The sequence below is a fragment of the Paraburkholderia sp. J76 genome, assembly GCF_905220295.1.
In the GTDB taxonomy this organism is placed as follows: Bacteria; Pseudomonadota; Gammaproteobacteria; order Burkholderiales; family Burkholderiaceae; genus Paraburkholderia.
On the sequence record NZ_CAJMZJ010000014.1, the window covers coordinates 130,956 to 156,826 of the forward strand.

The window sequence follows — 25,871 nt, forward strand, 5'->3', positions numbered from 1 at the left end:
ACGCGGGCCCGACGATGCGCCGAGGCCTCAGGCCTCGGGCGCGAGCGCGGCCCATGCGCCGTCGAAGAGACCTTCGAGCGGCTGGAAGCGCGCCTTGTACGCCATTTTCGGACTCTCGCGAATCCAGTAGCCGAGATATACGTAAGGGAGCTGAAGGCTGCGTGCCTGCTCGATCTGCCAGAGGATGTTGTAGGTGCCGTAGCTCGTATGGAGCGTGTCCGGGTCGAAGAACGTGTAGACCGAAGAGAGCCCGTCGCCGAGGATGTCGATCATGCTCACCATGCGAAGCAGGCCGGGCTCGTCCGGATGCGCGGGATCGGGCTCGCGGAATTCGACCAGCCGCGAATTGATCCGGCTTTGCAGCAGGAACTGCTCGTACTGGTCGCGGCTGTCGCGGTCCATGCCGCCGCCCGCGTGACGCGCGGACTGATAACGCATGTAGAGCGCGTAGTGCGCCTCGTCGTAGTGCAGCGGCGCGACCGTGGCGACGAGTTCGCCGTGACGCTTCCACGCGCGGCGCTGCGTGCGGTTCGGCGTGAAGCGCTCGACCGGCACGCGCACGGGCACGCACGCGCGGCAGCCGTCGCAGTAGGGCCGATAGGTGAATACGCCCGAGCGCCGGAAGCCGGCCTTCACGAGATCGGTATAGACGTCGGAGTTGATGAGATGACTGGGCGTGGCCACCTGCGAGCGCGCGATGCGCCCCTCCAGGTAACTGCAGGGGTAGGGCGCCGTTGCATAGAATTGCAGCGCGGAAAGCGGTGAAAGCGGCAGCTCGTTTGGATGCGTCACGTTGGCAGCTCTCGTAGCAGTTCGGATCGTCGCGTGGCGCGCCGCACGTGGCGTGCCAGCGATGGTGCCGGGGACTGGCGGCGACGGGTTCGCCATTCAGTCTAACATTGACGCCGAACCTGTATCCATCGAATTGCGTGGGCTGTCGCAAGCGCGCACGCGGGTCGCGCGTCGCTCATTTGCGGCTCGCCGGCGCTTCACGCAGCGGGCAGGAACTCGTCGGGCGCGCCGGACCCGCCGACCAGATCGGCGAGCACGGCTTTGTCGAATTTCCACGGGATGGGCGCGGCGTTCACGTGCGTGCGCACATGGGCGATGAACGCCTTGCGCGAGATTTCGCGGCCGCCGAGCGAGGCGAGATGCGCGGTGTTCTGCTGGCAGTCGATCAACTCGACGCCGTGGCGGCGCAGATGGGCGACGAGCGCAGCAAGCGCGATTTTCGATGCATCGGTGACGGAGGCGAACATCGACTCGCCGAAGAACATCGTGCCGAGCGCCACGCCATACAGTCCGCCCACGCGTTCGCCGCCGAACCAGGCCTCGATGCTGTGCGCGTCGCCCACGCGGTGCAGGGTGGAGTAGGCGTCGATCACGTCGGCCGTGATCCACGTGCCGCGCTGGCCGCGCCGCGGCGCGTTTGCGCATGCGCGCATGACGGCGGCGAAATTGTTGTCGACGCGGATTTCCCATGCGTCTTCGCGCAGCACGCGCTTGAGCGTTTTCCTGAACGACGGCGAAACCTTGAACTCGCCGGGACGCAGGATCATGCGCGGGTCGGGGCTCCACCAGAGCACCGGCTGGCCGTCGGAGTACCAGGGGAAAATGCCGCGCCGGTAGGCGTCGATCAGACGCGAGGGGAGCAGATCGGCGCTGGCGGCAAGCAGGCCCGGCGCGCCGCTCGATGCGCCGAGCGCGCGCTCGACGGCGGGAAACGGTTCATCGGGCGAAAGCCAGGGGACCATCGTTGCGGGCGCAGTCGGAAGAAAATCAGCCGTCGCGCAGCGAGCGCAGGACGTCGCCGGTGTGCAGCCCATAGCTGCCCGACTGGCGGTCGGCGAAGAAACAGCGCAGCGTCTGCCCGACCGTCGGGAACGCAATGTCGTTCCAGGGAATCTCGTGCTCTTCGAAGAGGCGGACTTCGAGGCTTTCCTCACCGGCTGCGATATCGATGTCGAGCAGGCGCGCGAGATAGAACAGATGCACCTGGTGTACGCGCGGCACGTTCAGGAGTGAAAAGAGGTTCTGCACCTCGACGCGCGCACCGGCTTCTTCCAGTGTCTCGCGCGCCGCGGCTTCGGCGGTCGTCTCGCCCATCTCCATGAAGCCGGCGGGCAGCGTCCAGTAACCGTAGCGCGGCTCGATCGCGCGGCGGCACAACAGCACCTTGTCTTCCCAGACCGGAACCGTGCCGACCACGTTGCGCGGATTCTGATAGTGGATGGTGCCGCAGTGAGAGCAGACGTAGCGTTCGCGATTGTCGCCGGGCGGGATGAGCAGGCTGACCGCCTGACCGCAAGTCGAGCAGAATTTCATGGGCACGATAGGGGGATGGGTGATGCGAGTTTATCACCGCTCGGCATCGCCGCTCATGTGGCCGCGGGGAAAAGGCGGGGTTGTGGAGGCGGGTGATGGGGAGCCGCGCTGTGAAGTCGTAAACGGAAAAAGGGTTACAGGCCGATGACCTGTAACCCTTTCGAATTCTGCTGGTTGCGGGGGTAGGATTTGAACCTACGACCTTCGGGTTATGAGCCCGACGAGCTGCCAGACTGCTCCACCCCGCGTCCGTCGAAGAAAAGATTATACGACAGTTCGCGCGGCGTTGCAACACCCCATGACGAACGCCTTTCATGCGACTGCAAAAAGTTCGCGGGATGGTTGTGAGACACGTGCACAACGGCTTACGAGATCGTCGGGATAGAATCGGGGCTCGGTCGGCGCCGTGCGCGTTCTTCGCGACGTTCACGGCGCGAGCTTCAAATGCCCTTCAAATGTCTCTTCACACGTCTCGTCCATGGACATTCCCCTCGATCTGCAATCGATAGCCGCGCAGGAGCACGCGCTGGTGTTTCCCCGTTTCGACGCCGATCGCGCCTGGCAGCTCGGCTCGCACCTGCATGAACTCGCGCGCGCCCGGGCGCTGCCCGTCGCCATCGACGTGCGCACCTTCGGCCAGCAACTCTTTTTCTGCGCGCTCGACGGCGCGACACCCGACAACGCCGACTGGGTGCGCCGCAAGTCGCGCGTGGTCGAACACTTTCGACGCAGCTCCTATGCGATCGGCTTGCGCATGCAGCAAACCGGGTCCACGCTCGCCGACAAACACGGCCTGCCCATCAGCGATTTCGCGCCGCATGGCGGCTCGTTTCCGCTCACGGTGGTCGGCGCCGGCGTGATCGGCTCGGTCACGGTTTCGGGCCTGCCGCAGCGCGCCGATCACGAACTCGTGGTCGAAGCGCTTTGCGCGCAGCTCGACGTCGACTACACGCAGTGCGCGCTCGCGAAGGTCTGACGCGATGCGCTTTCCCGCACTCTCGGCCTGGACCTGGCTCGTCATCGCGATCGTCGCGGAAGTCATCGCCACGTCTGCGCTGCGCGCGTCGGACGGCTTTACACGGCTCGCGCCCTCGGCGATCGTCGTGGTGGGGTATGGCATCGCGTTCTATGGACTCTCGCTCACGTTGCGCAGTTTGCCGGTCGGCATCGTCTATGCGGTGTGGTCGGGCGTGGGCATCGTGCTCATCACGCTCGTGGCCATGGCGCTCTACCGCCAGGTGCCCGATCTTCCGGCCGTGCTCGGGCTCGGCCTCATCGTGGCGGGCGTCGTCGTGCTGAATCTGTTCTCGAAGATGCAGGCGCACTGAAAGACGGCTGCGAAAGCGGCCGCTTCCTTCCGCTTTCTTCCGCTTCCTTCCGCTTCTTGCGACAGGCGACTCGACGGCCACCTTCGCGCCGTACATCGCGTCTCGGGCGTAACATGGCCGGTTACCGCCGTGCGCCGCGTCGTCCTCCGGCGGCAGTGTTTTCTGCTGATTTTCCCCTGGGGCTGGACATGATCATTCGTTTTCCCGCCGATGCGCCGCTCTATCGCGACGCCAATCTGACCGTGGTCTTTCCCGCGCTCGTCGACGGCACGCGCGTTCCGTGCGCGATTTCCGTCGAGGCGCTAGAGGACCATTTCGGCGCACTGCCCGCGAACCGCGACGCGTGGATGCAGGCATTCGACGCCGGCCGTCCGCGCATCGAAGCTGTGGCGCGCGCCCATCTCGAACTCAGCAACGGCACGCCGGTGCTGCTCAAGAGCGGCCACTTTCCGCCCGGACGCCTCGACTCGTAGCGCAGGCCACGCCCGCGCGGGCGTCACTAGACTTTTCGGTTGCCGTAACCGGCTAGCTTTGCCATGGGCATCGTCGAACGTAAAGAGCGCGCACTACCCGCGAAGCACACAGCGCGCACGCACGACCAGCGCGCGCGCATTCTCGACGCTGCGCGCCGCATCGTCATGCGCGAAGGGCTTGCGGCGCTCTCCATGCGCAAGATCGCCGACGCGATCGGTTATTCGCCGGCTTCCCTCTACCTGCATTTCGCCGGTCGCGACGAGATTGCCGAGGCGCTCGGTCAAGAAGGCGAGGCGCAACTGTTCGCGCAGCTCGAACCGCTCATGCTGATCGCCGATGCCCGCGAGCGGCTTCATGCGCTCGCGCACGCGTACGTGGTGTATGGCTGTGCGCACCCGCAGACTTACGAACTCATTTTCATGGCGCGTAAGGCGCGTTCGGATGAGGTGGGCGCTGCCCCGCGCGGTGAGCGCGAAGCGCCTGATGAGCCCGAGGCGCCTGAAGCGTCCAGCGCTGGCGCCGTCCAGCTCTTTGCGGCCACGCTCTCCATGCTGATGCCGTCGAGCGGGCCGCGCATCGACAGCGCCATGCTCGCGCAATCGCTTTGGGCGACGCTGCACGGCGTGGTGCTGCTCACGATCGCGCGCGCCGGTTTTGCGCACGCCGCGCCGGGCCCGTTGATCGACGCCACGCTCGATGCGTGGTTCGGCGCGCGCGCCGCTGCGGCAACGTTGCCGGCGACGCAAGCGCCGGGTACGGCGCCGTGATAGCCTCGACAAGTGCGGGAATCGCGCCTCGCCCGATTCCCGCGCCGCTCATTGTTCTGCCTTGCCAATCGCCATGTCACACGAAGCCAACGCAAGCCCGACCGCAACCGATGCCGATTCGCATGTGCATACGCGCGTAACGAACCGCATCGGCTATATCGAACTCGAGCGCCCGCAGGCGCTCAACGCGCTGACCACCGCCATGGTCCGCACGATGCACGCGACGCTCGATCGCTGGCGCGACGATCCGGGCGTGCTCGCCGTGATCGTGCGCACGCCCCACGCGCGCGCGTTCTGCGCGGGCGGCGACATCCGCTTTCTGTACGAGTCGTACCGCGCGGGCGAGCAGGCGGCGCTCGATACGTTCTTTACCGACGAATATCGCCTCAATCACGCCATCTTCACCTTTCCGAAGCCGTACATCGCGATGCTCAACGGCGTGGTCATGGGCGGCGGCATGGGCATCTCGCAAGGCGCGCACCGCACGGGCGGGCTGCGGCTCGTGGGGCCGACCACGCGCATGGCGATGCCGGAGACACGCATCGGCCTCTTTCCCGATGTCGGCATGGGCTGGTTCCTCGCGCGCACGCCCGGCGCGATTGGCCGGTATCTCGCGGTGACGGGCGAAACGCTCGATCAGGCGAGCGCCGTCTATGCGGGCCTCGCCGATGCGTCGCTCGATGAGGCCGCATGGCCCGCGTTGCTCGATGCGCTCGAGAGCGAGCCATTTGCGAGCGGCGCGGAAGTGGTCGCGCGCATCCGGCAGGCGGCGCTCGCCGCGCCCGAGTTGCAGCGCCTCGCCGAAGGGTCGTCGCTGGCCGAGGTTCGCGGCTGGATCGACCGGCATTTCTCGCTCGCCGACGTGCCGGCACTGCTGGCCTCGCTCGAAGCGGCGAGCCGCGTGGGCGAGGGCGCGCAGGCCGAATGGGCTGCCCAGATGGTGGAGGTGCTGCGCGAGCGTTCGCCGCTTTCGATGGCGGTGTCGCTCGAGGTGGTTTCGCGCGCGGAAGGCACGATGGCCGATTGCCTGCGCCGCGACCTCGACCTCACGCGCTCGAGCTTCGCGACGGGCGACGTAATGGAGGGCATTCGCGCGCGCATCATCGACAAGGACAATCATCCGCGCTGGCGCTTTGCGACTATCGAGGACGTGCGTCGCGAAGAAGTCGAGCGAATGTTCGGGAGTCCGTGGAGCTTGATGGAGCATCCGCTGCGAGAACTCGTGGGTTGAGCGGGTTCTGGCGGGAGCGGGGAAGAAGCAAGCGCGGCGTGAAAACACGGACCGCGCATTGCGCGCGGCCCGCCGGCGGAGTCAGTCTTCTGCCGTTTCGCTCATAAATGCGCGCATGAAAACGAGCGCGCCCCAACCCCACATCGCATTCGAGGCGAAACCCGTGGCGAGCCGCGGCAGCATGTTGCCTGTCGGCCAGATGCCGCGCAGCGGATCTACAACGAACACCATCGCAGCCGTGAGCACGATGCCGCCGAACACGAACGCCTGCACCCACGGGGCAGGCCGCGAAGGCGACACGCGCAGCAGCCACGCCATCAGCACGGCCCAAATGGCGCTCCAGATCGCGTTCACGAGGAACTCGGGCAGCCCGAGGGGCAGGAACGGGTCCGTCGAAAATCCGGCCGCGTCGGTGACCTGCGCGGCGTGCAGGAGCGCGAGCGTCGCTTCGCGAAAGAACAGCGACGCCAGAAAGCCGGATACGAACGGCAGAATCAGTTTTTGCATGGAATCTTGCGAGAGCTTGCTGGCCTCGCCGCGCAACGCGCCTGTTGGAGCGCTTTGCGCGGCGTGCCGGTGTTTTTGTGAGTGCGTGCGCCATTATATCGGCGCGGCGGTGCGCGCGAGGCGCGCCGTATGCTAAAGCGTCGGGCAAAGCACGAAAGTGGAAAACCTAAGCTAAAAAAAATCGTTCTAAAGGGTGGGAGCCGTCCCTAGACTGGTTCCCCATGAAGACGGCGCCGCCGTCGCCGGGCTTTGCGCGAGGCGCACCGGCGCATTCCATCCACTATCGAATCCTTTGAATCGAGCCATGAGCGGCGCATTCGTTTGCGCGGCGCGCCCTTGCGCGTTCGCATCGATGTGCGGCCTTGTTTCGAAATGCCACGCAGGAGTAATGCATGAATGTGTTCTGGTTCATCCCGACCCACGGTGACAGCCGCTATCTGGGCACGACCCAGGGCGCGCGCGCGGCGGATCTCGCGTACTTCCAGCAGATCGCCGTTGCCGCCGATACGCTCGGCTACGAGGGCGTGTTGCTGCCCACGGGCCGCTCGTGCGAGGACGCGTGGGTCGTGGCATCGAGCCTCATCGCCGCGACGCGGCGCCTGAAGTTTCTCGTGGCGATCCGCCCGGGCCTCTCGTCGCCGGCGCTTTCCGCGCGTATGGCCGCCACGTTCGACCGGCTCTCCAGCGGCCGCCTGCTCATCAATGTCGTGACGGGCGGCGACACGGCCGAGCTGGAAGGCGACGGCCTCTTCGTCGACCACGACACGCGCTACGAAATCACCGACGAGTTCCTGCACATCTGGCGCGAACTGCTCGCGGCGTCGCACACGAACGAGGCGATCGACTTCGAAGGGCGGCATCTGCGCTCGGTGGGCGGCAAGGTGCTGTATCCGCCGGTGCAGCGTCCGCATCCGCCGCTGTGGTTCGGCGGTTCGTCGCCTGCCGCGCACGCGATGGCGGGCGAGCACATCGACACCTATCTAACGTGGGGCGAGCCGCCCGAGGCCGTCGCGCGCAAGATCGCCGACATCCGGGCGCGCGCGGCCGAACATGGCCGCACGATCCGCTTCGGCATTCGCCTGCACGTGATCGTGCGCGAGACCGAAGCGGAGGCATGGGCCGCGGCAGACAAACTCATCAGCCATCTCGACGACGAGACGGTCGCGCGCGCCCAGGCGGCGTTCGCGAAGATGGACTCGGAGGGACAGCGCCGCATGGCCGCGCTTCACGGCGGCAAGCGCGGCACGCGCGAGGACCTCGAGGTGTATCCGAACCTATGGGCGGGCGTGGGCCTCGTGCGCGGCGGCGCGGGCACGGCGCTCGTTGGCAATCCTGAACAGGTGGCCGCGCTCATGAAGGAATATGCGCAGCTTGGCATCGAGACCTTCATTTTGTCCGGCTATCCGCACCTGGAGGAGTCCTACCGTTTTGCGGAGCTGGTGTTTCCGCTGCTGCCGGGCCGCTCGGCGAAAGGCGCGGGCGGGCCGCTTTCGGGGCCGTTCGGCGAAGTGGTCGGCAATCACTATCTGCCGAAAGTGAGCCAGAGCTGAGGCGCCGGAGCAATACGGCAATCGTGGAGGATGCAACGATGACGCAATCCATAGTGACGAATGCGGTAAGGACTGCACCCGCGCACGGTCCCGCGCGACGAGGCGGCGTGCTGCGCACCGCGCGGGCCTTCGTGCGGGCGAGCCGGCGGCGGCTCATGCCCTGGCTCGTGCCGCTGGCGGTGCTCGTGATCTGGGAGATCGCGGCGAAGAGCGGCGCGCTCTCGACGCGTGTGCTGCCCGAGCCGCTCGCGGTGGTGCGAGCGGCGTGGTCGCTGATCGAGTCGGGCGAAATGTGGGCGGACGTGCGCGTGAGCACCTGGCGCGCGCTGTCGGGATTCGCGATCGGCGGCGGTATCGGGCTCGTGCTCGGACTGGCTACCGGGCTTGTCAAGCCCATTGAAACCGCGCTCGATTCGACCGTGCAGATGGTCCGCAATATTCCGGCGCTCGCCATGATTCCGCTCGTGATTCTATGGTTCGGCATCGGCGAGGAGGCGAAGGTATTTCTCGTCGCGCTGGGGGTGTTTTTTCCCGTGTACGTCAACACGTTCCACGGCATCCGCTCGGTGGACGCCAATCTCGTCGAGATGGCGCGCAGTTACGGGCTCAAGGGCTTCGCGCTTTATCGCGAGGTGATATTGCCGGGGGCGCTGCCATCGATTCTCGTCGGCGTGCGCTTTGCGCTCGGCCTGATGTGGGTGACGTTGATCGTTGCCGAAACGATCTCCGCGCAATCGGGCATCGGCTACATGACGATGAATGCGCGCGAATTCCTGCAAACCGATGTGGTGGTGGTCGGCATCCTGCTTTACGCCGCGCTCGGCAAGCTCGCCGACTGGCTCGCGAAGGCGATCGAGCGCGTGGCGCTGCGCTGGCATCGCGCCTATCAACAGGAGAACGAAGCATGAGCACGAGCCAGTTGGCACCGAACTACGGCGTGGGCCGGGACGGCTTCGAACGCGAGCGGCCGCGCGAAGGCAGCGGCAGGGCGCAAGTGGCGCGCGAAGGCGTGGCGTTGCGCACGAATCCGCAGGGAGCGGACGCCGCCGTTGCCCTTCGCGGCGTGGGAAAACGCTACGGCGAGCGCGCCGTGCTCGACGGCTTCGACCTTGCAATCGAGCGCGGCAGTTTCGTCTCGATCGTCGGACGCAGCGGTTGTGGCAAGTCCACGTTGCTGCGCCTGATCGCCGGCCTCGAAACGCCGGACGAGGGCGAGGTCGAACGGCGCGGCGCAGGCAACGCACCGCTCGATACGCGCATCATGTTTCAGGACGCGCGGCTCTTGCCGTGGAAGACCGTATTGCAGAACGTGATGCTCGGCCTCGAGCGCAGCGCGCGCGACGACGCCCGCGCGGTGCTCGACGAGGTGGGCCTGCTCGCGCGTGCCGACGAGTGGCCCGCGCGTCTCTCGGGCGGCCAGCGGCAGCGCGTGGCGCTCGCTCGCGCGCTGGTGCATCGCCCGAGCCTGCTCCTGCTCGACGAGCCGCTCGGCGCCCTGGACGCGCTCACGCGCATCGAGATGCATGCGCTGATCGAGCGTTTGTGGCGCGAGCATCGCTTCACCGCGTTGCTGGTGACACACGACGTGCACGAAGCCGTCGCGCTCGGCGACCGCATCTTGCTGGTCGAGGCAGGGCGCATCGCGCTCGATCAGAGCGTGCCGCTCGCGCGCCCGCGGGCGCGCGTCGACGCGCGCTTCGCGGCGCTCGAAGAGCGCGTGCTCCAGCGTGTGCTCGGCCGTGGCTCTCAGCAGTCCGCAGGGTCGGATGTGAGCACGGCCGCTTGAGCAATTAATCAGGAATCCTTTTGTTTATATCCGAACTTACGGAGCCGAAGCTATGAGCATTACCGCCATCAACGTGCGTAACCAGTTTCGCGGCAAGATCAAGGAAATCATTCGCGGGCCGGTCGTTTCCGAGGTCGATGTGGATACGACGTTCGGTATCGTGACGTCGGTGATCACCACGCGCTCGATCGACGAACTCGAATTGAAAGTGGGATCGGAAGTGGTCGCGCTGGTGAAGTCGACGGAGGTCTCGATCGCGCGGCTATAACGCGCGAGCGCGAGTCGCGCGGGGCGGAAGTGCTAGCATGAGCCGTCATCGGAAGACGAAAGAGGCGATCATGGAGCCGAAGGGCATCGACATGGGCGACTACCAGGAGCGCTACAAGGACTACGACATCGAGGTCGCGGTCGAACAGGTGCTTACGGGGGTGAAGGCGCACTATCGCGTGCTGAAGGGCGAGGCGGTCGTTGAGGACTGGCAGCTCGTGCATATCACGCGCCTCTGGTCCACCGAGCACGCGGCAGCGCAGGCTGGCTTCGAAGCGGCGCGCGCGTGGATCGATGCGCAGGAGGGCGCGCAGGCGAGCTAGCGTTTGCCTTGCGAATCCGCGGCAGGCGACTGACTCGCCCGACGCTGCGCCTCGGCGAACAGCTCGCGTAGCTGCTCGCGCTCGGCGCCCGTCAGATGCGCGGCTGCGGCCGGCATGGTGAGCACCAGGTGCAGCGTGAGGTTGCCGCGCGTGCCGTTGCGATCCGCGAGCCCAAGACCGGGCACGCGGATCGGCGTGCGCGAATTCGCGTTCGCCGGAATCTTCACTTCGAGCGTGCGGCCCAGGACCTTCGCCTGAACGCCGCCGCCTAACACGGCCGTCACGAAGTCGATCGGGAGTTCGCAGCCGAGGTCGAGTCCGTTGCGCGTGACGCCCGGGCCGCAAACGACGGAAACGGAGAAAATGGCGTCTCCTGCGGGACCGCCGTTCACGCCAGGATGGCCGCCGCCAGGCGCTACCAGACGCTGACCGTCCCATGCGCCGCGAGGAATCTCGACGACCTGCGACTTGCGCCACGTCTTCACGCCCGTGCCGTGACATTGCTCGCAAAGCGCGCCACGATCTTCTTGCTCGCATGCAGGACACGGACCTTTGACGGGGTAGTGCGTTTGAACGCCGCCGCCATCGAGCGCGATTTCGAGCGGCACGAATAACTCGACGAGGCAGTTTGCGCCCCGCATGGGCACGGCCTCGCGACGCCGCCGCGGCGTTTCTGCGCTGGGGGTCTTGCCGGACGTCGGCGCGACGCGCCTGCCGCTCAAGATCTCAAAGGCTTCCTGAATGAGCTTGAACACGGGCTCGACGGTCGCTTCGCGCCCCTTGTTGCGGTCGGGGTGGTACTTCGCGCGCAGTTGGCGATAGGCGCGTTTGATCTCCGCCGGTGACGCTGTCTCCGGCAATTGCAGCCGCCTGTAGTATTCCTCGAAGCTCAAAGGCGTTCCCGGGTGTCTCTCGTGCACAGACGCAAAAAAGCCCGCAACCAGTGCGGGCTCGTTTGTTCACTGCTGAATTCTTTGGGGTGGCTGATGGGACTCGAACCCACGACGACAGGAATCACAATCCTGGACTCTACCAACTGAGCTACAGCCACCGCTGTTTTCTCAACTAGCGCTGCTTCGAAAGCGGCGTCAATCAAGAAGCAAGATTATATACAGATCAAAGCGGGCTTGCCTAGCCCTTTATTCAAGAATTTCGTCCGGAACCCGCAGATATTCGCGCGCCTCGTCGAAGATGGCGAGATCGCCTTTCGCGAGCTTGCGGCTGTCCGAGAGGATGCGGCGCCATCCGCGCGCGCCGGCTACGCCGCGATAGAGGCCCAGCGCATGGCGCACGATCGCGCCGAGATAAGTGCCGCGCGCCATTTCGCTCGCGCAGTACTCGATGAGCCTCGCTTCCGCTTCCTCGCGCGTGAGCGCGGCGTCGGTTGCGCCGTAGAAGCGCGCATCGACGTCGGCGAGCACGTAGGGGTTGTGATAAGCCTCGCGGCCGAGCATCACGCCATCGACATGATCAAGATGCTGCTCGACTTCGTCGAGCGTCTTGATGCCGCCGTTGATGATGATTTCGAGCTGCGGGAAGTCGCGCTTGAGCTGGTACGCGTAGTCGTACTTGAGCGGCGGGATTTCGCGGTTTTCCTTCGGGCTCAAGCCCTTCAGGATCGCGTTGCGCGCGTGGACAATGAAAACCTCGCAGCCCGCTTCGGCGATCGTACCGACGAAGTCGCGCACGAACGCATAGTCCTCGACCGCGTCCACGCCAATGCGGTGCTTGACCGTCACCGGCACGGAGACGACGTCGCGCATCGCCTTCACGCAGTCCGCCACCAGTTGTGGCTCCTTCATCAGGCACGCGCCAAACGCCCCGCGCTGCACGCGCTCGGACGGGCAGCCGCAGTTCAGGTTGATTTCGTCATAGCCCCACTGTTCGCCGAGCTTCGCGGCGCGCGCGAGGTCGTCGGGTTCGCTGCCGCCCAGTTGAAGCGCGACCGGCGCTTCGGCCGGCGTGAAGGCGAGATGACGCGGCACGTCGCCGTGGAGGAGGGCGCCCGTCGTCACCATCTCCGTATACAGCCACGTGTGCCGGGAGATGAAGCGATGCAGCGAACGGCAGTGGCGATCGGTCCAGTCCATCATCGGCGCGACGGAAACGCGGCGGGGACTGGCTTGACGGTTGGCGGACATGGCAATGGAAAACCGCTAAGGAACGGCTGACGTGGATCAACCTTGCATTTTACCGCATACCGGCCTGGCTCTTCGTACCCTTTGCGCACTGCGCCAATTTGCCGGAGCCGCCTGCAGGAAGCACGCCCGACGACGTTTTTTGGTGGAAAAACCCTTCCGGCGTTATGTAATCCACATGCCATTTGCTGCGTTGCGCAAAATTTTTTTTTGCGTCCTTTTAGGGTCTGTTCGTCGCTCAGGCCCATCGGAATTGGCTCACGCGATTGTTGCCGAATGAAGAATAGTAAATTCGGATTATCGCGATTATTTTCCGATAGTAGGTGTATACACTGAGTTTCGTTGACGCAGCTCGTGGGCCATGACCTCCCAGGCGCGGCGCCTTCCCGATCCGCAATTGAACCTGACATTGGAGTCCACCATGAAGACCAAACTCATCGCAGCGCTGCTGGTCGCAGCTACCGCTTCTGTTGCCGCTCCGGCGTTCGCCAGCGGCTATGGCCCGGCACCGTTTTATCGTCCGAACGTCGGCGCGCCCGCTTCGCAGCGCGGCCAGAGCGTCCAGACCGTGGCCGCCGAGCAAGTCCAGCAACAAGGCGCCCAAACGGCATACGGCGGCGTCGCCGGCTCGGCTTCGGAGTCGGGTAGCCACACGAAGGCCACGGGCCCGCAATCGGTTTTCTTCGGCCAGTAAGTCGCGCCGAGGTATTCGATTCGTTGCCGGGTCGCCCGTCACACGGCGGCCTGAAGGCCGGATGTCGTTGCTCGACGTCCGGCTTTTTGCTTTTTGGTTGGCGTTGCTCGGGATAAAGCTCAGGACGCCGCGCGCACGTGTTTGTCGATGGCCTCGCGAATCCGGTCGAAGGCCGCGTCGAAGGCGTTGTCCTGGGTCGGAAAGCGGCCGGCGGCGACGCCGTCCACCGGCACGGTCGCGTTTTCGGCGTCCGTGAGGCTCTGGATGATTTGCGTCGAGACGAAAAAGCCGGCTTCGTGGTCGCCGTCCACCCCGGCGGTCATGTCGAACCCCATGTATTCATAGCTGCGTCGGTTTTCCATGCCGATGTCTCCTCGTAGGCGCATGTGCGGATTCTGGCACGTCTTCTGTCGAACGGCGCCATGACCGGCTGGGGCGCATCCGGATGGGTTCGGCCGGATTCAGCATTCCCTGAAAAAATTTCCGCGGCGTGATAGTTTCGGCGTTCCCCAAACCGAACGGATAGATAACGTTTCCATGGAATACCGCACAGTCGGCGATACCGACGTCAAGGTGAGCCTGATCGGGCTCGGCACGATGACGTGGGGCGAGCAGAATACGGAGCGCGAGGCGCACGAGCAGATCGACTACGCGCTCGATCAGGGCGTGACGCTCATCGACGCCGCCGAAATGTATCCCGTGCCGCCGCGTCCGGAGACGCAAGGGCAGACCGAGCGTTTCATCGGGACGTGGCTTGCGCAGCATCGCGCGGCGCGCGAGCGCATCGTGCTCGCCACCAAAATCGCGGGCCCGGCGCGCCAGCCGCACAATCCGCAGCACATTCGCGGGCCGCAGAACCAGTTCGACCGCAAGAATCTGACTGAAGCGCTCGACGGTAGCCTGAAGCGTCTGCAAACCGACTACGTCGATCTGTATCAGCTTCACTGGCCCGACCGCAGCACGATGACCTTCGGCCGCAACATGTATCCGTATCTCGACGACGCCTACACGGTGCCGATCGAGGAAACGCTCAGCGTGCTCGCCGATTTCGTGAAGGCGGGAAAGATCCGCCATATCGGCGTGTCGAATGAAACGCCGTGGGGCGTCGCCCAGTTCCTGCGCGCCGCCGAAAAGCTCGGGCTGCCGCGCATCGTCAGCATCCAGAATCCGTACAGCCTCCTGAATCGCACCTTCGAGAGCGGCCTGTCCGAATTCGCGCATCGCGAACGCGTGGGCCTGCTCGCGTATTCGCCGCTCGCGTTCGGCTGGCTTTCGGGCAAGTACGAAGGCGGCGCGCGGCCGGAAGGCGCGCGCATCACGCGGTTCGAGCGCTTCAAGCGCTACAGCAAGCCGGAATCGGTCGCCGCGACGACCCGCTACGTGGAACTCGCCCGGGCGCATGGCTACACGCCCGCGCAGTTCGCGCTGGCGTTCGTCAACAGCCGGCCGTTCCTCACGAGCAATCTGATCGGCGCAACCTCGCTCGACCAGTTGAAGGAAAATATCGCCAGCGCCGGCGTCAAGCTCGCGCCCGAACTGCTCGCGCAGATCGACGCGCTGCACGAGCAGCAGCCGAATCCGGCCCCTTGAGAGTCACGGGGTAGGCGGGAAAGCGGCGAAGCCGCGCGGTTGCTTGCCGGGCCGCGCGGCGCCGCGCGAAGGTCGAAGCCGCAAAATCGTTGGCGATTCGCAAGGCATACACTACGATCCAGCATGCGCCGGTTAGGGCGCCATCGGTGACGCGCCACGCGCGCGTCACCTGACGGCGTACCGCAGGCCGCCCATACGCTCAATCCGGAGAAATTTCACAATGACGAGTGCCCGTCCAGCGCAATCGCCGCCGTCTTATGGCTGGCCCATATTTATTTTGCTGGCGGTGGCCGGCCTCTTCTACGTGAAGTGGTTTCCGTACTATCACCGCGCGTTCACCGCCGAGGAAACCCATTCCATCGGCAAATCGATTCTGATGGGCGGCGCGGCTGCGGCCCCTGAGCCCTCGTTCTCCGCCGCGCTCGATTACGCTTTCGCCTATGGCAAGGCAATCTGGCAGGCCATGGTGCTCGGTCTCCTGCTCGGCTCCGGCGTGCAGGCGCTCCTTCCCGTGCAATGGGTCGCGCGCGTGCTCGGCCGGCGCGGCTTTGGCAGCGTGGCGGCGGGCGGCCTGCTCGCGGTGCCCGGCATGATGTGCACCTGCTGCGCCGCGCCCGTGGTCGTGGGCCTGCGCGCCCGCAATGCATCGGCCGGCGGCGCGATTGCATTCTGGCTCGGCAACTCCGTGCTCAACCCCGCCACGCTGGTGTTCATGGGCTTCGTGCTCGGCTGGCAGTGGAGCGCGTTGCGACTCACGCTGGGCCTGTTGATGGTGTTCGGCCTCGGCTGGGCCTGCAACCGGCTTGTCACGCCCGAGGAGTCGCGCGCTGCCGACGACCGCCTTGCGCTTTTCGCCCAGCAACAGGCCGAAGGCGGCAACGTCTTCGTGCGCTGGGCGCGTATCTTTGCGCGCATGGCCGTGCGTCTCGTGCCGGAGTACATCGTGCTCGTGCTGGTGCTCGGCGCCGCGCGCGCATGGCTTTTCCCGCACATCGGACCGGAAGTGACGAGCAGCCTGGGCTGGATCGTTACATTCGCGGTGGTCGGCATGCTGTTCGTGATTCCCACGGCCGGCGAGGTCCCCATCATCCAGGCGATGCTCGCGCTCGGCATGGGCGTGGGCCCGGCGGGCGCGCTCCTGATGACGCTGCCGCCCGTGAGCGTGCCGTCGTTCGCGATGCTGGCGGGCTCGTTCCGGCCGCGCATGCTCGCCATCGTCGGCTCGACCGTGGTGTTCTTCGGCATTGCCGGCGGGCTCGCAGCGGTTGCGCTGGGATTCTAGGGACGGCGCGATCAGGCAGACGCCATGCGTCCAGCGTTGGCATTCTTGTAATACGCGGGCGGTTCGCCGTCCGTCACGGAGCGGGCCGCGGCCCGAAAACCAGCATGGCAAAGCAAAAAACCAATCCGAAACTCGAGCAGGCGCTCACGCGTGGCGACCTCGCCATTCGCCAGGCCAATTCGGCCCGCGCGACGGCGGTGCTGCGCGCGCTAGGCAAGATGATCGTCGAGGCTTCGGCCACCATCGGCGTCGAGGCGGACACCTCGATTCCCGACGGCGATCGCATCTACGACCCGGCCGATGGTCTCTGGCCGCAGTCGCTGCTGGTTTCGCTCGATGGTCCGGTGGAGGAGTCGGACCCGGAAGAAATCCGAACGGTGCGTTTGCTCGCGCAGACCCAATCGACGATGTTCCGCGTGGAATGGCATCGCGCCGACGGCAAGCTCGGACGCCAGGAAGGCGGCCCGTTCGCGACCGTCGCATTTATTTCGGATGTCGATATTCCCTGGGGCGATGACGAGGACTGAGTGTCTCGCGATGCTTTAGCGCATCATGCGCCGGCGGAACAGCACCGAAGCGATCGCGAACGGCACGACCACGTAGAGGGCGAGCACGAATAGGTGCAGGCCTGCCTGCTCGACAGGCCGGTCGAGCATCGCGGGGCGGATCAGCGCCACGGCATGCGCGAGCGGCAGCATCAGCGTGATGTGCTGCGCGGCCGCGGGCAACTGCGAGATCGGGAAGAATACGCCCGAGAGCAGCAGCATCGGCGTGAGCACGAGTGTTTGATAGAACATGAAGAAGTCGTATGACGGTGCGAGCGCGGTGACGATCATTGCGCAGCTTGCGAACGCGAGGCCCGCGAGGGCGATCACGGGCAACGCGAGCAGCATCGAAGGAAAGCTCGCGTAGCCGAGCAACCCCGCCACCACCATGATCGCCGCGCCCGAGAGCATCGACTTGCTCGCGGCCCACACGACCTCGCCGAGCACGACGTCGCCAAGCGTAAGCGGCGTGTGCATGATCGCTTCCCACGTGCGCTGTACGTGCATGCGCGAGAAGCCCGAGTACATCGACTCGAAGCTCGCCGACATCATCACCGAAGACGACACCGTGCCCGCCGCGAGGAACGCGATGTACGAGACGCCGTCCACGTGCCCGACCATCAGCCCGAGCCCGAAGCCCAGACCGAAGAGATAGATCATCGGATCGGCGAGATTGCCGAACATCGAGGCGAGGGCGAGCTTGCGCCACACCAGATAATTGCGCCGCCACACGGCCACCCAGTGCGTGGCGTTCGAAGGCAGCGCGGCGCGCGGCTCGCGCACGCTCGCATGGGCGGGGCGCGTGCGCGTCGGGTTGTTGGTGCGTGTCTGCATGGTGTCCTTGGCGATTCGAGCGTTGCCGTTAATCGTGCCGCTGTTAATCCTGCCGCCGCTAATCTTGCATCTCGCGGCCCGTGAGCCGCAGGAACACGTCTTCGAGATTCGCTGGCCGGTGCAGGTAGCGCAAATCGGAGCGGTGGCGCAGCTTCGCATGCACGGGCGCGGGATCGTCGACGTAGCAGAACAGCGTCTCGCCGCTGATCTCGGTGCGCTTCGCATCGGCAGCGAGTTCGTCGCGCAGCGCGGCGGGGTCCGGGCCGTACACCTCGATCACGTCGCAACCGATCTCCGATTCGATCAGCGCCTTGGGCGCGCCCTCGGCGATCTTGCGGCCTTCCTCGATCACGCAGACGCGATTGCAAAGCCGTTCGGCCTCCTCCATGAAATGCGTGGTGAGTAGAATCGTCTTGCCGCGCGCGAGCAGCGAGCGCAGCCGCTCCCAGATCAGATGCCGGGCCTGCGGATCGAGGCCCGTCGTGGGCTCGTCCATCACGAGCACATCGGGGTCGTTCACGAGCGCCCGCGCGAGCGTGAGACGCCGGCGCATGCCGCCGGAGAGTTCGCCCACGCGCGCGTCGGCCTTGCTTTCGAGACGCGCGAATTCGAGCAGCGGGGCCACGAGGTCGCGCGTTTCGCGCGCCGACAAACCGAAGTAGCGGCCGAACACGAGCAGGTTCTCGCGCACGGTGAAGTCGGGATCGAGATTGTCGAATTGCGGCACCACGCCCACGCGCTGGCGCGCGTGACGCGCGCGTGCCGGCACCGGCTCCCCGCACAGGCTGATACGACCCGCATCGGGCGACACGATGCCGAGCAGCATGCGCAGCGTCGTGGTTTTTCCGGCACCGTTGGGGCCGAGCAGCCCGAAGCACTCGCCGGGGAGGACGTTGAACGACAGGCCGTCGACGACCGGCCTGTCTCCGTAATGTTTGATGACCTGCTCGAATTCGATGGCGGGTGCGGGCATGGACCGGTTGAGCGTGAGTCGAACGGACGCTGCGCGAGTCGAATGAAGATTCGAACGAAAAATCGCGCGCAACAAGGCGGCCCATTTTAGTGCATTGCTGCGCTATGGGTCAGGCGCGGGCTGCGTGTCGCTCGAAGCTGGTGCACGATGCATAAAGCGAATGCATGTCGAGGCAAGCATTCCCCCGTATTCTGGCGCGCTTCGATGTCGACCTGGCGTTTTCCAGCCCTTGCGTGCGGAATTGCGGCGCACCATCATAAGAATCGCATAGCCTGCAAATCACGCGGGCGGGGAGAAGCGATTATGGCGAGCTATAAAAAAATTCTGCTCTGTTACGACGGCTCGCGCGAAGGCCGCAAGGCGCTGCGTTGCGGCGCCGATCTTGCGCTCGATCTGCAGGCGGAAACGCATCTGCTCTCGGTGGTCGATATGCGTTCGACGATTGCCCAGAGCGCCGGCCTGCTGACCGACGTGGCCTGCGGCCGCTTCGAGGAAACGGCGCGTGAAATCCTTCAGGAAGGCGTGGACTGGCTAACCGAGCGCGGCGTGCGCGCTCAGGGGCACTTCGCGTTCGGGCATCCGATCGACGAAATTGCGAATCTGGCCAACGAACTCAATGCGGACCTCGTGGTGGTGGGCCACCGCTGCCGCACTGGGCTGTCGCGCTGGTGGATGGGCGCGGGCAACACACCGCTGCTCGACCGCGTGTCGTGCAGCATTCTCGTCGCCTGTTCGTCGGCGGCCGAGGAAAAGCAGCAAGCCGCTGCTTAGGGGAATCAAGCGGGATCCATGCAGGTCGGCTCGTACGGAGCCGGCCTGTTTCCACCTTTACCGGCGATCTGCCTTAGTTCGAGGCGTTGCCTTCGTTTAGCTCGACCGCCGAGAGTTTCCACGAAAAGAGCCCGTGACGCTGCAGAATGGCGGCATAGTGCTCGCCCGTATCACTACGATCCCATGTGAGCGCGAATTCGTTGAGCCCGCGATAGCCGGCCGCGGTGACCGGCCGAGCCTCGGGCGCGGGATTGCCGGAGGCTACCGGGGCCGGTGGCGCGGCAGGTGCCGGTTGCGGGGCTTGCGCAGATTGCGCGCCGGACTCCGCGGGCGCAGGCGGCTGCGGCCGGTCGCCGGGCTTGGCTGTCGGCGGCATGCCGTTGAGCAGCGCGGCCACGCCGTCCGGCGTTGCGTAGGCATCCACGAGCGGACCGATCAGCGCCGCGCCAATCACGGCGCCGAGCAGCAGCAGCGGATTGCTGCTGTGCTGGGCCTCAACGCGCCGATGCAGTTCATCGCCAACCTGCTGCTTGAGGCTCAAGCGCAGCGCAGGGTAATCGACGTACTCGTTGAGCGTGGCGGCGTCGCGGGCGTCGGCGGCCGCTTTCATGTGTTTCACCGCGATATACGGCGACGCATAAGCGTAGCCAAGCGCGGCAACCACCATGGCGAGCGCAACTGCGATCGCAACGGGTTTCTTCCAGCCTTGGGTCTTACGCGGGGTAGAGAGGGATTCCGTCATCGGCTGAGGGCAAATTAGGGCAAATCGTTCAAACACGATGTTGACCGCAAACCTGGCCAAACGATCCCGACAGTAACCTCTACTCACATTTGCGTCGCGTTTTGACGCAGTGCGCGCTTACTTCGCGAGCGCCGCGGGCAGATCGCTGTGCTGCTCGGCAATGCAGCGGTCGATCGCGCGGCAGACCGCGTCCACCGTGCCCACGAGGATAAGCCGCGAAGGGCCTTGATACACACGTACGGGCGCCCGTCGCATCGGTTGTTCGGTATTGAGCGAGCTGTTGAGCGACACGCGGGCAAACGCCGGCTGGGCCGATGGCAGCGCGGGCAGGTCGGCCGTGCTGGCCGCCACCATTTCCGGCGAGTCTTCGAAGAGGGAGCCGCTCAGCGCGGCAGCCGAATCGCGCACTTCGCGGACCGCGCACGAGGCGATTCCACGGAGGTGGCGAAGACGGCCGAATTGACGGAAGGGCAGCAAGCGGGCAAGGCGTTCCATGACTCTCTCCAGGTAGTGCGCAAACGATGTGCAACACCGCGCGCCAACGGACTCAGACGGACTCGGGTGAATTCAGATGAATTCAGACGGATTTCTTAGAATTCGGTCGGGCGGATCAGGCCGACCGCTATGCCTTCCAGTGCGAATTCCGCGCTGCCGGCCTCGACGAAAATATTGTCGTAATCGGGGTTCTCGGCGATCAGTTCGAGCCCGTTCGGACGGCGCTTCAGGCGCTTCACGGTGACGTCGTCGCCCAGGCGCGCCACGATGATTTGCCCGTCTTTCGCTTCGGCTTTCTTCTGCACGGCGAGCAGGTCGCCGTCGAGAATGCCAGCGTCGCGCATGGACAGACCGCGCACCTTCAAGAGGTAGTCGGGGCGGCTCGAGAAGAGCGCCGGGTCGCACATGTAGTTCTGCGAGATGTGCTCCTGCGCGAGGATCGGGCTACCTGCTGCGACACGGCCAACGAGCGGCAGCGAGAGCTGCATGATGCTCGGGTGTGGAAGCGTGAACTGGTGCGGCAGGTCGTCGGGCCCAGGCACGAGGCGGATGCCGCGCGAGGCGCCCGCAGCCAGTTCGATCACGCCCTTGCGCGCCAGCGCGCGCAGATGTTCCTCCGCGGAGTTGGCCGAGCTGAAGCCGAGTTCCGCCGCTATCTCGGCGCGTGTGGGCGGAAAGCCCGTGCGCTCGATGGCCCGGCGAACCAGATCGAAAACCTGCTGCTGTCGTGCGGTGAGTTTGGTCATGGCGCCACTGTATGTTTGAACAGGTAACTGTATTTTTATACAGTACTCGTGACTTTTCAAGTGTTACTTGAAGTTCGTCAATCGAGCGTTGCTATCGCGCCGCTTTCCTGTGTTTGGGCATACGAAACCGCGCTGCGGCGTCGCCTTCCTCTGTCCTTACCACTTTTGCGTATTAAAAAATAAGAAAACATCATTTTTAATAATGTAAGCAGATCGCTAGACTGGCCTCCATCGTTAGCGGCAATTCATTAAAAGCGCAGACGGGCACACACGAAAACGGAGAACAGATAGATGGGCACGACACATACGGGGCGCGCGGGCTGGCTCAAATCGCTGGCGGCAAAACTGGTTATCGGCGTGGCGCCGCTCGTCGGCGTGGCGGCGATGGCGGCGATGGCGCCTGTGGCCGCTCATGCGGATACGTCGCTGCTCAACGTTTCCTATGATCCGACGCGCGAGCTGTATCAGGACATCAACGAAGCCTTCATCAAGCAGTGGAAGGCGAAGGCGGGCGAAACGCTCACCATCAAGCAGTCGCATGGCGGCTCGGGCGCGCAGGCCCGCTCGGTGCTCGATGGCCTGCAGGCCGACGTCGTGACGCTCGCGCTGGCATGGGACATCGACGCGCTCGCCAACAAGGGCATCGTCGCGAAGGACTGGCAAAAGCGCCTGCCCGACAACGCCTCGCCGTACACGTCGACCATCGTGTTTCTCGTGCGCAAGGGTAATCCGAAGCACATCAAGGACTGGGACGACCTCACCAAGCCGGGCGTCTCGATCGTTACGCCGAATCCGAAGACCTCCGGCGGCGCGCGCTGGAACTATCTCGCGGCGTGGGCGTATGCGCTGCACCAGCCGGGCGGCAACGAGCAGAAGGCGAAAGACTTCGTCTCGAAGCTCTACAAGAACGCGGGCGTGCTCGACTCGGGCGCGCGCGGCGCGACGACGAGCTTCGTGCAGCGCGGTATCGGCGACGTGCTGATTGCATGGGAGAACGAAGCATTTCTCTCGCTCAAGGAGTTCGGTCCGGACAAGTTCGAGATCGTGGTGCCTTCGGTGAGCATTCTGGCCGAGCCCCCGGTAGCCGTGGTGGACAAGGTCGTCGACAAGAAGGGTACGCGCAAGGAAGCCGAGGCCTACCTGCAGTTCCTCTATAGCGAAGAGGGCCAGGAGATCGCTGCGAAAAACTTCTACCGCCCGCGTTCTGACAAGGTTCCGGCCGCGCTCACGGCGAAGTTTCCGAAGCTGAAGCTCTACACGGTCGACGACACGTTCGGCGGCTGGCCCAACGCCCAGAAGACGCATTTCGCCGATGGCGGCGTGTTCGATTCGATTTATCAGCCGCAGTAAAGCCGCACTGAAGCACCGGTCAGCAGTCGATAACGACGCGGCCGCATAACAATAAAGCGCGCCCACGGGCGCGCTTTTCGGCGCCGCCTGCGAACCGGCAAGCGCGCAACCCATGTCTGGAAGACGAGCATGACAACGTTTCGATTGCGCAAGCCCAGTGCGCTGCCTGGCTTCGGCTTGACGCTCGGCATCACGGTGGCTTACCTGAGCCTCGTGGTGCTCATTCCGCTTGCCGCCACCTTCCTCAAGACGGCGACGCTCGACTGGAGCCAGTTCGTGCGCGCCGTGTGGTCGCCGCGCGTGATCGCGTCGTACCGTCTCACGTTCACGGCCGCGCTCGGCGCCGCGCTGATCAACGCCGTGTTCGGCTTCCTGCTCGCGTGGGTGCTCGTGCGCTATACGTTCCCGTTCAAGCGGGTGATCGATGCGCTCGTCGATCTTCCGTTCGCACTGCCGACTTCCGTCGCGGGTATTTCGCTCGCCGCCGTCTATGCGGGCAACGGCTGGATCGGCCAGTTCCTGCAGCCGCTCGGTCTGAAGATCGCGTTCACGCCGCTCGGCGTGCTCGTCGCGCTGACCTTCATCGGCCTGCCGTTCGTCGTGCGCACGGTGCAGCCGGTGCTAGAGGACTTCGAGCGCGAGCAGGAAGAGGCCGCCGCATGCCTCGGCGCCTCGCGCTGGCTCACGTTCCGGCGCGTCGTGTTGCCCGCCGTGTTGCCCGCGCTCCTCACGGGCTTCGCGCTCGCGTTCGCGCGCGCGTTGGGCGAGTACGGCTCGGTCATTTTCATCGCCGGCAACGTGCCGATGAAATCGGAGATCACGTCGCTCCTCATCATCACGAAGCTCGAACAATACGACTACGCGGGCGCAACGGCGCTCGCCGTGGTGATGCTGTGCGTCTCGTTCGTCATGCTGCTTCTCATCAATTTGCTGCAATGGTATTTGCAACGCCGCACGAGCCGGGGCGTTTCGGGCGGCAGCGCGCCGCATGCCGTTGTGGGCGCAACCGTCGCGGGAGGGGCGCAATGAGCACGCTGCCGCAACGACGAGGCACGCGCGGCCCGGACCCCGTTACCGAAGCCGCCTGGGTGCGCTGGCTGCTCACGGGCGTCGCGCTCGCGTTTCTCGCGCTCTTTCTGGTGGTGCCGCTCGTGGCCGTGTTCTGGCAGGCGCTTTCGAAGGGCGTTGGGTTCTACTTCGCGTCGCTCGTCGACCCCGACGCGCTCTCCGCGATCAAGCTCACGCTCATCACCGCGGCGATTGCCGTGCCGCTGAATCTGGCGTTCGGTCTCGCGGCTTCGTGGGCGATCGCCAAGTTCGAGTTTCGCGGCAAGGCGTTGCTCACCACGCTGATCGACCTGCCGTTTTCGGTTTCGCCCGTGATTTCGGGCCTTATCTACGTGCTGATGTTCGGCGCGCAGGGCTGGCTCGGGCCGTGGCTCGAAGACCACAACGTGCAGATCATCTTCGCGGTGCCAGGTATCGTGCTCGCCACGATCTTCGTGACGTTTCCTTTTGTCGCGCGCGAACTGATTCCGCTGATGCAGGCGCAAGGCAACGACGAAGAGGAGGCCGCGCACGTGCTGGGCGCCTCGGGCTGGCAGATGTTCCGCCGCGTGACGCTGCCCAACATCCGCTGGGGCTTGCTGTATGGCGTGATTCTCTGCAATGCGCGGGCGATGGGCGAGTTCGGCGCGGTATCGGTGGTGTCGGGCCATATTCGCGGGCAGACCGACACGATGCCGCTGCACGTCGAAATTCTTTACAACGAGTACAACTTCGCGGCGGCGTTTGCCGTGGCGTCGCTGCTCGCGTTGCTCGCGCTCGTCACGCTGGGGCTGAAGCTGCTCGCGGAGCGCCGCCTTTCGGCGGAAGTGCGCGGCGCGGATGACATTCCCGCCTACGCCGGTCCGCAACACGCGGCCGCGCAACAGATCTCGCAGCACGCGACACAACACGCAACGGCGCGCGCCGTGCGCCAACCGATTCAAGTAGGGGAGCCGTAACCATGGGCATCACCGTCAGCAATCTGCACAAGCGCTTCGGCGACTTCACCGCCCTCGACAACGTCTCGCTCGACTTTCCGCCGGGCGAACTGGTTGCGCTGCTCGGACCTTCCGGTTGTGGCAAGACCACGCTCCTGCGCGTGATCGCGGGCCTCGAATACGCCGATGCGGGCCAGGTCGTGCTGCAAGGACAGGACGTGGGCGAAGTGGGCGCGCGCGAGCGTCAGGTGGGCTTCGTGTTCCAGCATTACGCGCTGTTCCGCCATATGACGGTGTTCGAGAACGTCGCGTTCGGCCTGCGCGTGAAGCCGCGCAACGAGCGGCCTTCCGATGCCGTGATTCGCGAGAAGGTGCATGAACTGCTCAAGCTCGTGCAGCTCGACTGGCTCGCACAACGCTATCCGTCCGAGCTTTCGGGCGGCCAGCGTCAGCGCATCGCGCTCGCGCGTGCGCTCGCCGTCGAACCGAAGGTGCTGCTGCTCGACGAACCGTTCGGCGCGCTCGACGCCAAGGTGCGCAAGGAATTGCGTTCGTGGCTGCGCCGCCTGCACGACGACCTGCACATCTCGACAATCTTCGTCACGCACGACCAGGAAGAAGCGCTCGAAGTGGCCGATCGCATCGTCGTGATGAATCACGGGCATCTGGAGCAGGTGGGCAGCCCGCAGGACGTCTACGATCATCCGCAGACGGCGTTCGTCTATGAGTTCCTCGGCGCCGCGAACCGGCTGCGCGGCAGCGTGGATGCGCGCGGCTTCGTGGCCGAAGGCGCGGCACAGCCGATTTCGGTGCACGCCAGCTTCGAAGGCCCGGCGCTCGCCTATGTGCGCCCGCACGACCTCGTGTTGCACCGCGAAGCGAGCGATCATCGCGACGGCATCGTCGTCGACGTGCGGCGCGTGGTGACGCTGGGCGGCTCGGTGCGCGTGGAGCTGGAGAGCCGCACGGGCGGCGCGCTCGAAGCCGAACTCGACCGCGAGTCGTGGCGCGCGCTGGGCCTCGCGGTGGGCGAGGGCGTGACGGCGGTGCCGCGCGGACTGCGCGTGTTTCCTGCCTGAATCGGCGACTGGAAGCGCGGCTCAGGTCACGGCCCAATGCGCGTTACAGTACTCGCATCGACAAAAACGAATAATCGGTCGGCAGTCCC

The 25,871-nt window shown here is 65.3% G+C and carries 31 protein-coding genes and 2 tRNA genes; 19 read left to right on the forward strand and 14 right to left on the reverse strand.

All coding sequences use genetic code 11. The features are described 5' to 3' along the window. Positions 1–27 precede the first annotated feature (27 nt). From U5768_RS24640 to U5768_RS24655, 4 genes are all read right to left on the reverse strand, one after another. On the reverse strand, positions 28–792 hold the full coding sequence (locus U5768_RS24640; RefSeq protein WP_322033003.1) for an arginyltransferase: 765 nt from the start codon (positions 790–792) through the stop codon (positions 28–30). 197 nt (positions 793–989) lie between these two features. After that, the gene (gene aat, locus U5768_RS24645) at positions 990–1,754 is read right to left on the reverse strand and encodes a leucyl/phenylalanyl-tRNA--protein transferase (RefSeq protein WP_322033004.1); all 765 of its coding nucleotides are present in this window, start codon (positions 1,752–1,754) and stop codon (positions 990–992) included. A 25-nt stretch (positions 1,755–1,779) separates the two neighbouring features. Next, complete coding sequence (locus U5768_RS24650; protein WP_322033005.1) at positions 1,780–2,325, reverse strand: NUDIX hydrolase; 546 nt, start codon at positions 2,323–2,325, stop codon at positions 1,780–1,782. Between the two features lie 171 nt (positions 2,326–2,496). Beyond that, positions 2,497–2,573, reverse strand: a tRNA-Met gene (locus tag U5768_RS24655). Positions 2,574–2,803: 230 nt separating this feature from the next. On the opposite strand from U5768_RS24655, the gene U5768_RS24660 reads away from it, so the two are divergent. The 5 genes from U5768_RS24660 to U5768_RS24680 all read left to right on the forward strand — a co-directional run bounded on the left by U5768_RS24660 (position 2,804) and on the right by U5768_RS24680 (position 6,125). Next, positions 2,804–3,301 carry a heme-degrading domain-containing protein gene (locus tag U5768_RS24660; protein ID WP_322033006.1) on the forward strand — a complete coding sequence of 166 codons (498 nt, stop codon included), beginning with the start codon at positions 2,804–2,806 and terminating at the stop codon, positions 3,299–3,301. Between the two features lie 4 nt (positions 3,302–3,305). Next, entirely contained in the window at positions 3,306–3,653 is a 348-nt protein-coding gene (locus U5768_RS24665) for a multidrug efflux SMR transporter (RefSeq protein WP_322033007.1), read from the forward strand. A 188-nt stretch (positions 3,654–3,841) separates the two neighbouring features. Beyond that, the gene (locus tag U5768_RS24670) at positions 3,842–4,126 is read left to right on the forward strand and encodes a DUF1488 domain-containing protein (protein WP_042268605.1); all 285 of its coding nucleotides are present in this window, start codon (positions 3,842–3,844) and stop codon (positions 4,124–4,126) included. 63 nt (positions 4,127–4,189) lie between these two features. Beyond that, positions 4,190–4,894, forward strand: coding sequence for a TetR/AcrR family transcriptional regulator (locus U5768_RS24675; protein ID WP_322033008.1), 705 nt, complete (start codon positions 4,190–4,192; stop codon positions 4,892–4,894). 73 nt (positions 4,895–4,967) lie between these two features. Next, positions 4,968–6,125 carry an enoyl-CoA hydratase/isomerase family protein gene (locus U5768_RS24680; protein WP_322033009.1) on the forward strand — a complete coding sequence of 386 codons (1,158 nt, stop codon included), beginning with the start codon at positions 4,968–4,970 and terminating at the stop codon, positions 6,123–6,125. 81 nt (positions 6,126–6,206) lie between these two features. On the opposite strand, the gene U5768_RS24685 is transcribed toward U5768_RS24680, so the two are convergent. Beyond that, positions 6,207–6,632, reverse strand: a complete 426-nt coding sequence (locus U5768_RS24685; protein ID WP_322033010.1) for a hypothetical protein — start codon at positions 6,630–6,632, stop codon at positions 6,207–6,209. Between the two features lie 392 nt (positions 6,633–7,024). Here U5768_RS24685 and ssuD point away from each other — a divergent pair, with 392 nt between their 5' ends. From ssuD to U5768_RS24710, 5 genes are all read left to right on the forward strand, one after another. Beyond that, positions 7,025–8,182 carry an FMNH2-dependent alkanesulfonate monooxygenase gene (gene ssuD / locus U5768_RS24690; RefSeq protein WP_322033011.1) on the forward strand — a complete coding sequence of 386 codons (1,158 nt, stop codon included), beginning with the start codon at positions 7,025–7,027 and terminating at the stop codon, positions 8,180–8,182. Positions 8,183–8,220: 38 nt separating this feature from the next. Beyond that, on the forward strand, positions 8,221–9,090 hold the full coding sequence (ssuC, locus tag U5768_RS24695) for an aliphatic sulfonate ABC transporter permease SsuC (protein WP_322033012.1): 870 nt from the start codon (positions 8,221–8,223) through the stop codon (positions 9,088–9,090). Beyond that, positions 9,087–9,968 (forward strand): ATP-binding cassette domain-containing protein, encoded by an 882-nt coding sequence (locus tag U5768_RS24700; protein WP_322033013.1) that lies wholly within the window; start codon positions 9,087–9,089, stop codon positions 9,966–9,968. The genes ssuC and U5768_RS24700 overlap by 4 nt, the downstream gene beginning before the upstream one ends. Positions 9,969–10,020: 52 nt before the next feature. Further along, complete coding sequence (locus U5768_RS24705; RefSeq protein WP_091996411.1) at positions 10,021–10,236, forward strand: TOBE domain-containing protein; 216 nt, start codon at positions 10,021–10,023, stop codon at positions 10,234–10,236. Between the two features lie 70 nt (positions 10,237–10,306). After that, positions 10,307–10,558, forward strand: a complete 252-nt coding sequence (locus U5768_RS24710) for a DUF6566 family protein (RefSeq protein WP_322033093.1) — start codon at positions 10,307–10,309, stop codon at positions 10,556–10,558. Here the strand turns inward: U5768_RS24710 and U5768_RS24715 are convergent. From U5768_RS24715 to dusA, 3 genes are all read right to left on the reverse strand, one after another. Beyond that, a complete protein-coding gene (locus U5768_RS24715) occupies positions 10,555–11,451 on the reverse strand; it encodes a DnaJ C-terminal domain-containing protein (protein WP_322033014.1) in 897 nt (298 codons plus the stop codon). The two genes, U5768_RS24710 and U5768_RS24715, sit on opposite strands and share 4 nt — an antisense overlap. An 82-nt stretch (positions 11,452–11,533) precedes the next feature. After that, positions 11,534–11,609: transfer RNA gene (locus tag U5768_RS24720), tRNA-His, on the reverse strand. A gap of 88 nt (positions 11,610–11,697) precedes the next feature. Continuing rightward, positions 11,698–12,699, reverse strand: coding sequence for a tRNA dihydrouridine(20/20a) synthase DusA (gene dusA / locus U5768_RS24725; RefSeq protein ID WP_322033015.1), 1,002 nt, complete (start codon positions 12,697–12,699; stop codon positions 11,698–11,700). 418 nt (positions 12,700–13,117) lie between these two features. Here dusA and U5768_RS24730 point away from each other — a divergent pair, with 418 nt between their 5' ends. After that, the gene (locus tag U5768_RS24730; RefSeq protein ID WP_322033016.1) at positions 13,118–13,390 is read left to right on the forward strand and encodes a hypothetical protein; all 273 of its coding nucleotides are present in this window, start codon (positions 13,118–13,120) and stop codon (positions 13,388–13,390) included. A 119-nt stretch (positions 13,391–13,509) separates the two neighbouring features. Here the strand turns inward: U5768_RS24730 and U5768_RS24735 are convergent, their stop codons facing one another. Further along, complete coding sequence (locus tag U5768_RS24735) at positions 13,510–13,752, reverse strand: hypothetical protein (RefSeq protein ID WP_322033017.1); 243 nt, start codon at positions 13,750–13,752, stop codon at positions 13,510–13,512. Between the two features lie 175 nt (positions 13,753–13,927). On the opposite strand from U5768_RS24735, the gene U5768_RS24740 reads away from it, so the two are divergent. The 3 genes from U5768_RS24740 (at position 13,928) to U5768_RS24750 (ending at position 16,789) form a co-directional block, all read left to right on the forward strand. Continuing rightward, positions 13,928–14,980, forward strand: a complete 1,053-nt coding sequence (locus U5768_RS24740; RefSeq protein ID WP_322033018.1) for an NADP(H)-dependent aldo-keto reductase — start codon at positions 13,928–13,930, stop codon at positions 14,978–14,980. 220 nt (positions 14,981–15,200) lie between these two features. Next, the gene (locus U5768_RS24745; protein WP_322033019.1) at positions 15,201–16,262 is read left to right on the forward strand and encodes a permease; all 1,062 of its coding nucleotides are present in this window, start codon (positions 15,201–15,203) and stop codon (positions 16,260–16,262) included. Between the two features lie 104 nt (positions 16,263–16,366). Then, the gene (locus tag U5768_RS24750) at positions 16,367–16,789 is read left to right on the forward strand and encodes a hypothetical protein (protein ID WP_322033020.1); all 423 of its coding nucleotides are present in this window, start codon (positions 16,367–16,369) and stop codon (positions 16,787–16,789) included. A 15-nt stretch (positions 16,790–16,804) separates the two neighbouring features. On the opposite strand, the gene U5768_RS24755 is transcribed toward U5768_RS24750, so the two are convergent. After that, entirely contained in the window at positions 16,805–17,641 is an 837-nt protein-coding gene (locus U5768_RS24755) for an ABC transporter permease (RefSeq protein WP_322033021.1), read from the reverse strand. A 58-nt stretch (positions 17,642–17,699) separates the two neighbouring features. Further along, entirely contained in the window at positions 17,700–18,614 is a 915-nt protein-coding gene (gene nodI, locus U5768_RS24760; RefSeq protein ID WP_322033022.1) for a nodulation factor ABC transporter ATP-binding protein NodI, read from the reverse strand. A 303-nt stretch (positions 18,615–18,917) separates the two neighbouring features. On the opposite strand from nodI, the gene U5768_RS24765 reads away from it, so the two are divergent. Then, the gene (locus U5768_RS24765) at positions 18,918–19,385 is read left to right on the forward strand and encodes a universal stress protein (protein ID WP_322033023.1); all 468 of its coding nucleotides are present in this window, start codon (positions 18,918–18,920) and stop codon (positions 19,383–19,385) included. A gap of 73 nt (positions 19,386–19,458) precedes the next feature. On the opposite strand, the gene U5768_RS24770 is transcribed toward U5768_RS24765, so the two are convergent. From U5768_RS24770 to lexA, 3 genes are all read right to left on the reverse strand, one after another. Beyond that, positions 19,459–20,127 (reverse strand): DUF2939 domain-containing protein, encoded by a 669-nt coding sequence (locus U5768_RS24770; protein ID WP_322033024.1) that lies wholly within the window; start codon positions 20,125–20,127, stop codon positions 19,459–19,461. Between the two features lie 117 nt (positions 20,128–20,244). Beyond that, positions 20,245–20,622 carry a hypothetical protein gene (locus tag U5768_RS24775; RefSeq protein WP_322033025.1) on the reverse strand — a complete coding sequence of 126 codons (378 nt, stop codon included), beginning with the start codon at positions 20,620–20,622 and terminating at the stop codon, positions 20,245–20,247. A gap of 95 nt (positions 20,623–20,717) precedes the next feature. Next, entirely contained in the window at positions 20,718–21,368 is a 651-nt protein-coding gene (lexA, locus tag U5768_RS24780) for a transcriptional repressor LexA (protein ID WP_042268621.1), read from the reverse strand. 291 nt (positions 21,369–21,659) lie between these two features. On the opposite strand from lexA, the gene U5768_RS24785 reads away from it, so the two are divergent. From U5768_RS24785 to U5768_RS24800, 4 genes are all read left to right on the forward strand, one after another. Next, complete coding sequence (locus U5768_RS24785) at positions 21,660–22,718, forward strand: sulfate ABC transporter substrate-binding protein (protein ID WP_322033026.1); 1,059 nt, start codon at positions 21,660–21,662, stop codon at positions 22,716–22,718. A gap of 129 nt (positions 22,719–22,847) precedes the next feature. Then, on the forward strand, positions 22,848–23,747 hold the full coding sequence (gene cysT / locus U5768_RS24790) for a sulfate ABC transporter permease subunit CysT (protein WP_322033027.1): 900 nt from the start codon (positions 22,848–22,850) through the stop codon (positions 23,745–23,747). Then, entirely contained in the window at positions 23,744–24,724 is a 981-nt protein-coding gene (gene cysW, locus U5768_RS24795; RefSeq protein ID WP_322033028.1) for a sulfate ABC transporter permease subunit CysW, read from the forward strand. The genes cysT and cysW overlap by 4 nt, the downstream gene beginning before the upstream one ends. Positions 24,725–24,726: 2 nt before the next feature. Continuing rightward, positions 24,727–25,782, forward strand: coding sequence for a sulfate ABC transporter ATP-binding protein (locus tag U5768_RS24800; RefSeq protein WP_322033029.1), 1,056 nt, complete (start codon positions 24,727–24,729; stop codon positions 25,780–25,782). Positions 25,783–25,871: the final 89 nt, after the last annotated feature.

What these genes read in the sequence shown, in the direction of transcription:
- aat (WP_322033004.1), bottom strand. Translation starts at nt 1,754, where the DNA reads ATGGTCCCCTGGCTTTCGCCCGATGAACCGTTTCCCGCCGTCGAGCGC.
- U5768_RS24650 (WP_322033005.1), bottom strand. Translation starts at nt 2,325, where the DNA reads ATGAAATTCTGCTCGACTTGCGGTCAGGCGGTCAGCCTGCTCATCCCG.
- U5768_RS24660 (WP_322033006.1), top strand. Translation starts at nt 2,804, where the DNA reads ATGGACATTCCCCTCGATCTGCAATCGATAGCCGCGCAGGAGCACGCG.
- U5768_RS24665 (WP_322033007.1), top strand. Translation starts at nt 3,306, where the DNA reads ATGCGCTTTCCCGCACTCTCGGCCTGGACCTGGCTCGTCATCGCGATC.
- U5768_RS24670 (WP_042268605.1), top strand. Translation starts at nt 3,842, where the DNA reads ATGATCATTCGTTTTCCCGCCGATGCGCCGCTCTATCGCGACGCCAAT.
- U5768_RS24675 (WP_322033008.1), top strand. Translation starts at nt 4,190, where the DNA reads ATGGGCATCGTCGAACGTAAAGAGCGCGCACTACCCGCGAAGCACACA.
- U5768_RS24680 (WP_322033009.1), top strand. Translation starts at nt 4,968, where the DNA reads ATGTCACACGAAGCCAACGCAAGCCCGACCGCAACCGATGCCGATTCG.
- U5768_RS24685 (WP_322033010.1), bottom strand. Translation starts at nt 6,632, where the DNA reads ATGCAAAAACTGATTCTGCCGTTCGTATCCGGCTTTCTGGCGTCGCTG.
- ssuD (WP_322033011.1), top strand. Translation starts at nt 7,025, where the DNA reads ATGAATGTGTTCTGGTTCATCCCGACCCACGGTGACAGCCGCTATCTG.
- ssuC (WP_322033012.1), top strand. Translation starts at nt 8,221, where the DNA reads ATGACGCAATCCATAGTGACGAATGCGGTAAGGACTGCACCCGCGCAC.
- U5768_RS24700 (WP_322033013.1), top strand. Translation starts at nt 9,087, where the DNA reads ATGAGCACGAGCCAGTTGGCACCGAACTACGGCGTGGGCCGGGACGGC.
- U5768_RS24705 (WP_091996411.1), top strand. Translation starts at nt 10,021, where the DNA reads ATGAGCATTACCGCCATCAACGTGCGTAACCAGTTTCGCGGCAAGATC.
- U5768_RS24710 (WP_322033093.1), top strand. Translation starts at nt 10,307, where the DNA reads ATGGAGCCGAAGGGCATCGACATGGGCGACTACCAGGAGCGCTACAAG.
- dusA (WP_322033015.1), bottom strand. Translation starts at nt 12,699, where the DNA reads ATGTCCGCCAACCGTCAAGCCAGTCCCCGCCGCGTTTCCGTCGCGCCG.
- U5768_RS24730 (WP_322033016.1), top strand. Translation starts at nt 13,118, where the DNA reads ATGAAGACCAAACTCATCGCAGCGCTGCTGGTCGCAGCTACCGCTTCT.
- U5768_RS24735 (WP_322033017.1), bottom strand. Translation starts at nt 13,752, where the DNA reads ATGGAAAACCGACGCAGCTATGAATACATGGGGTTCGACATGACCGCC.
- U5768_RS24740 (WP_322033018.1), top strand. Translation starts at nt 13,928, where the DNA reads ATGGAATACCGCACAGTCGGCGATACCGACGTCAAGGTGAGCCTGATC.
- U5768_RS24745 (WP_322033019.1), top strand. Translation starts at nt 15,201, where the DNA reads ATGACGAGTGCCCGTCCAGCGCAATCGCCGCCGTCTTATGGCTGGCCC.
- U5768_RS24750 (WP_322033020.1), top strand. Translation starts at nt 16,367, where the DNA reads ATGGCAAAGCAAAAAACCAATCCGAAACTCGAGCAGGCGCTCACGCGT.
- U5768_RS24755 (WP_322033021.1), bottom strand. Translation starts at nt 17,641, where the DNA reads ATGCAGACACGCACCAACAACCCGACGCGCACGCGCCCCGCCCATGCG.
- nodI (WP_322033022.1), bottom strand. Translation starts at nt 18,614, where the DNA reads ATGCCCGCACCCGCCATCGAATTCGAGCAGGTCATCAAACATTACGGA.
- U5768_RS24765 (WP_322033023.1), top strand. Translation starts at nt 18,918, where the DNA reads ATGGCGAGCTATAAAAAAATTCTGCTCTGTTACGACGGCTCGCGCGAA.
- U5768_RS24770 (WP_322033024.1), bottom strand. Translation starts at nt 20,127, where the DNA reads ATGACGGAATCCCTCTCTACCCCGCGTAAGACCCAAGGCTGGAAGAAA.
- U5768_RS24775 (WP_322033025.1), bottom strand. Translation starts at nt 20,622, where the DNA reads ATGGAACGCCTTGCCCGCTTGCTGCCCTTCCGTCAATTCGGCCGTCTT.
- lexA (WP_042268621.1), bottom strand. Translation starts at nt 21,368, where the DNA reads ATGACCAAACTCACCGCACGACAGCAGCAGGTTTTCGATCTGGTTCGC.
- U5768_RS24785 (WP_322033026.1), top strand. Translation starts at nt 21,660, where the DNA reads ATGGGCACGACACATACGGGGCGCGCGGGCTGGCTCAAATCGCTGGCG.
- cysT (WP_322033027.1), top strand. Translation starts at nt 22,848, where the DNA reads ATGACAACGTTTCGATTGCGCAAGCCCAGTGCGCTGCCTGGCTTCGGC.
- cysW (WP_322033028.1), top strand. Translation starts at nt 23,744, where the DNA reads ATGAGCACGCTGCCGCAACGACGAGGCACGCGCGGCCCGGACCCCGTT.
- U5768_RS24800 (WP_322033029.1), top strand. Translation starts at nt 24,727, where the DNA reads ATGGGCATCACCGTCAGCAATCTGCACAAGCGCTTCGGCGACTTCACC.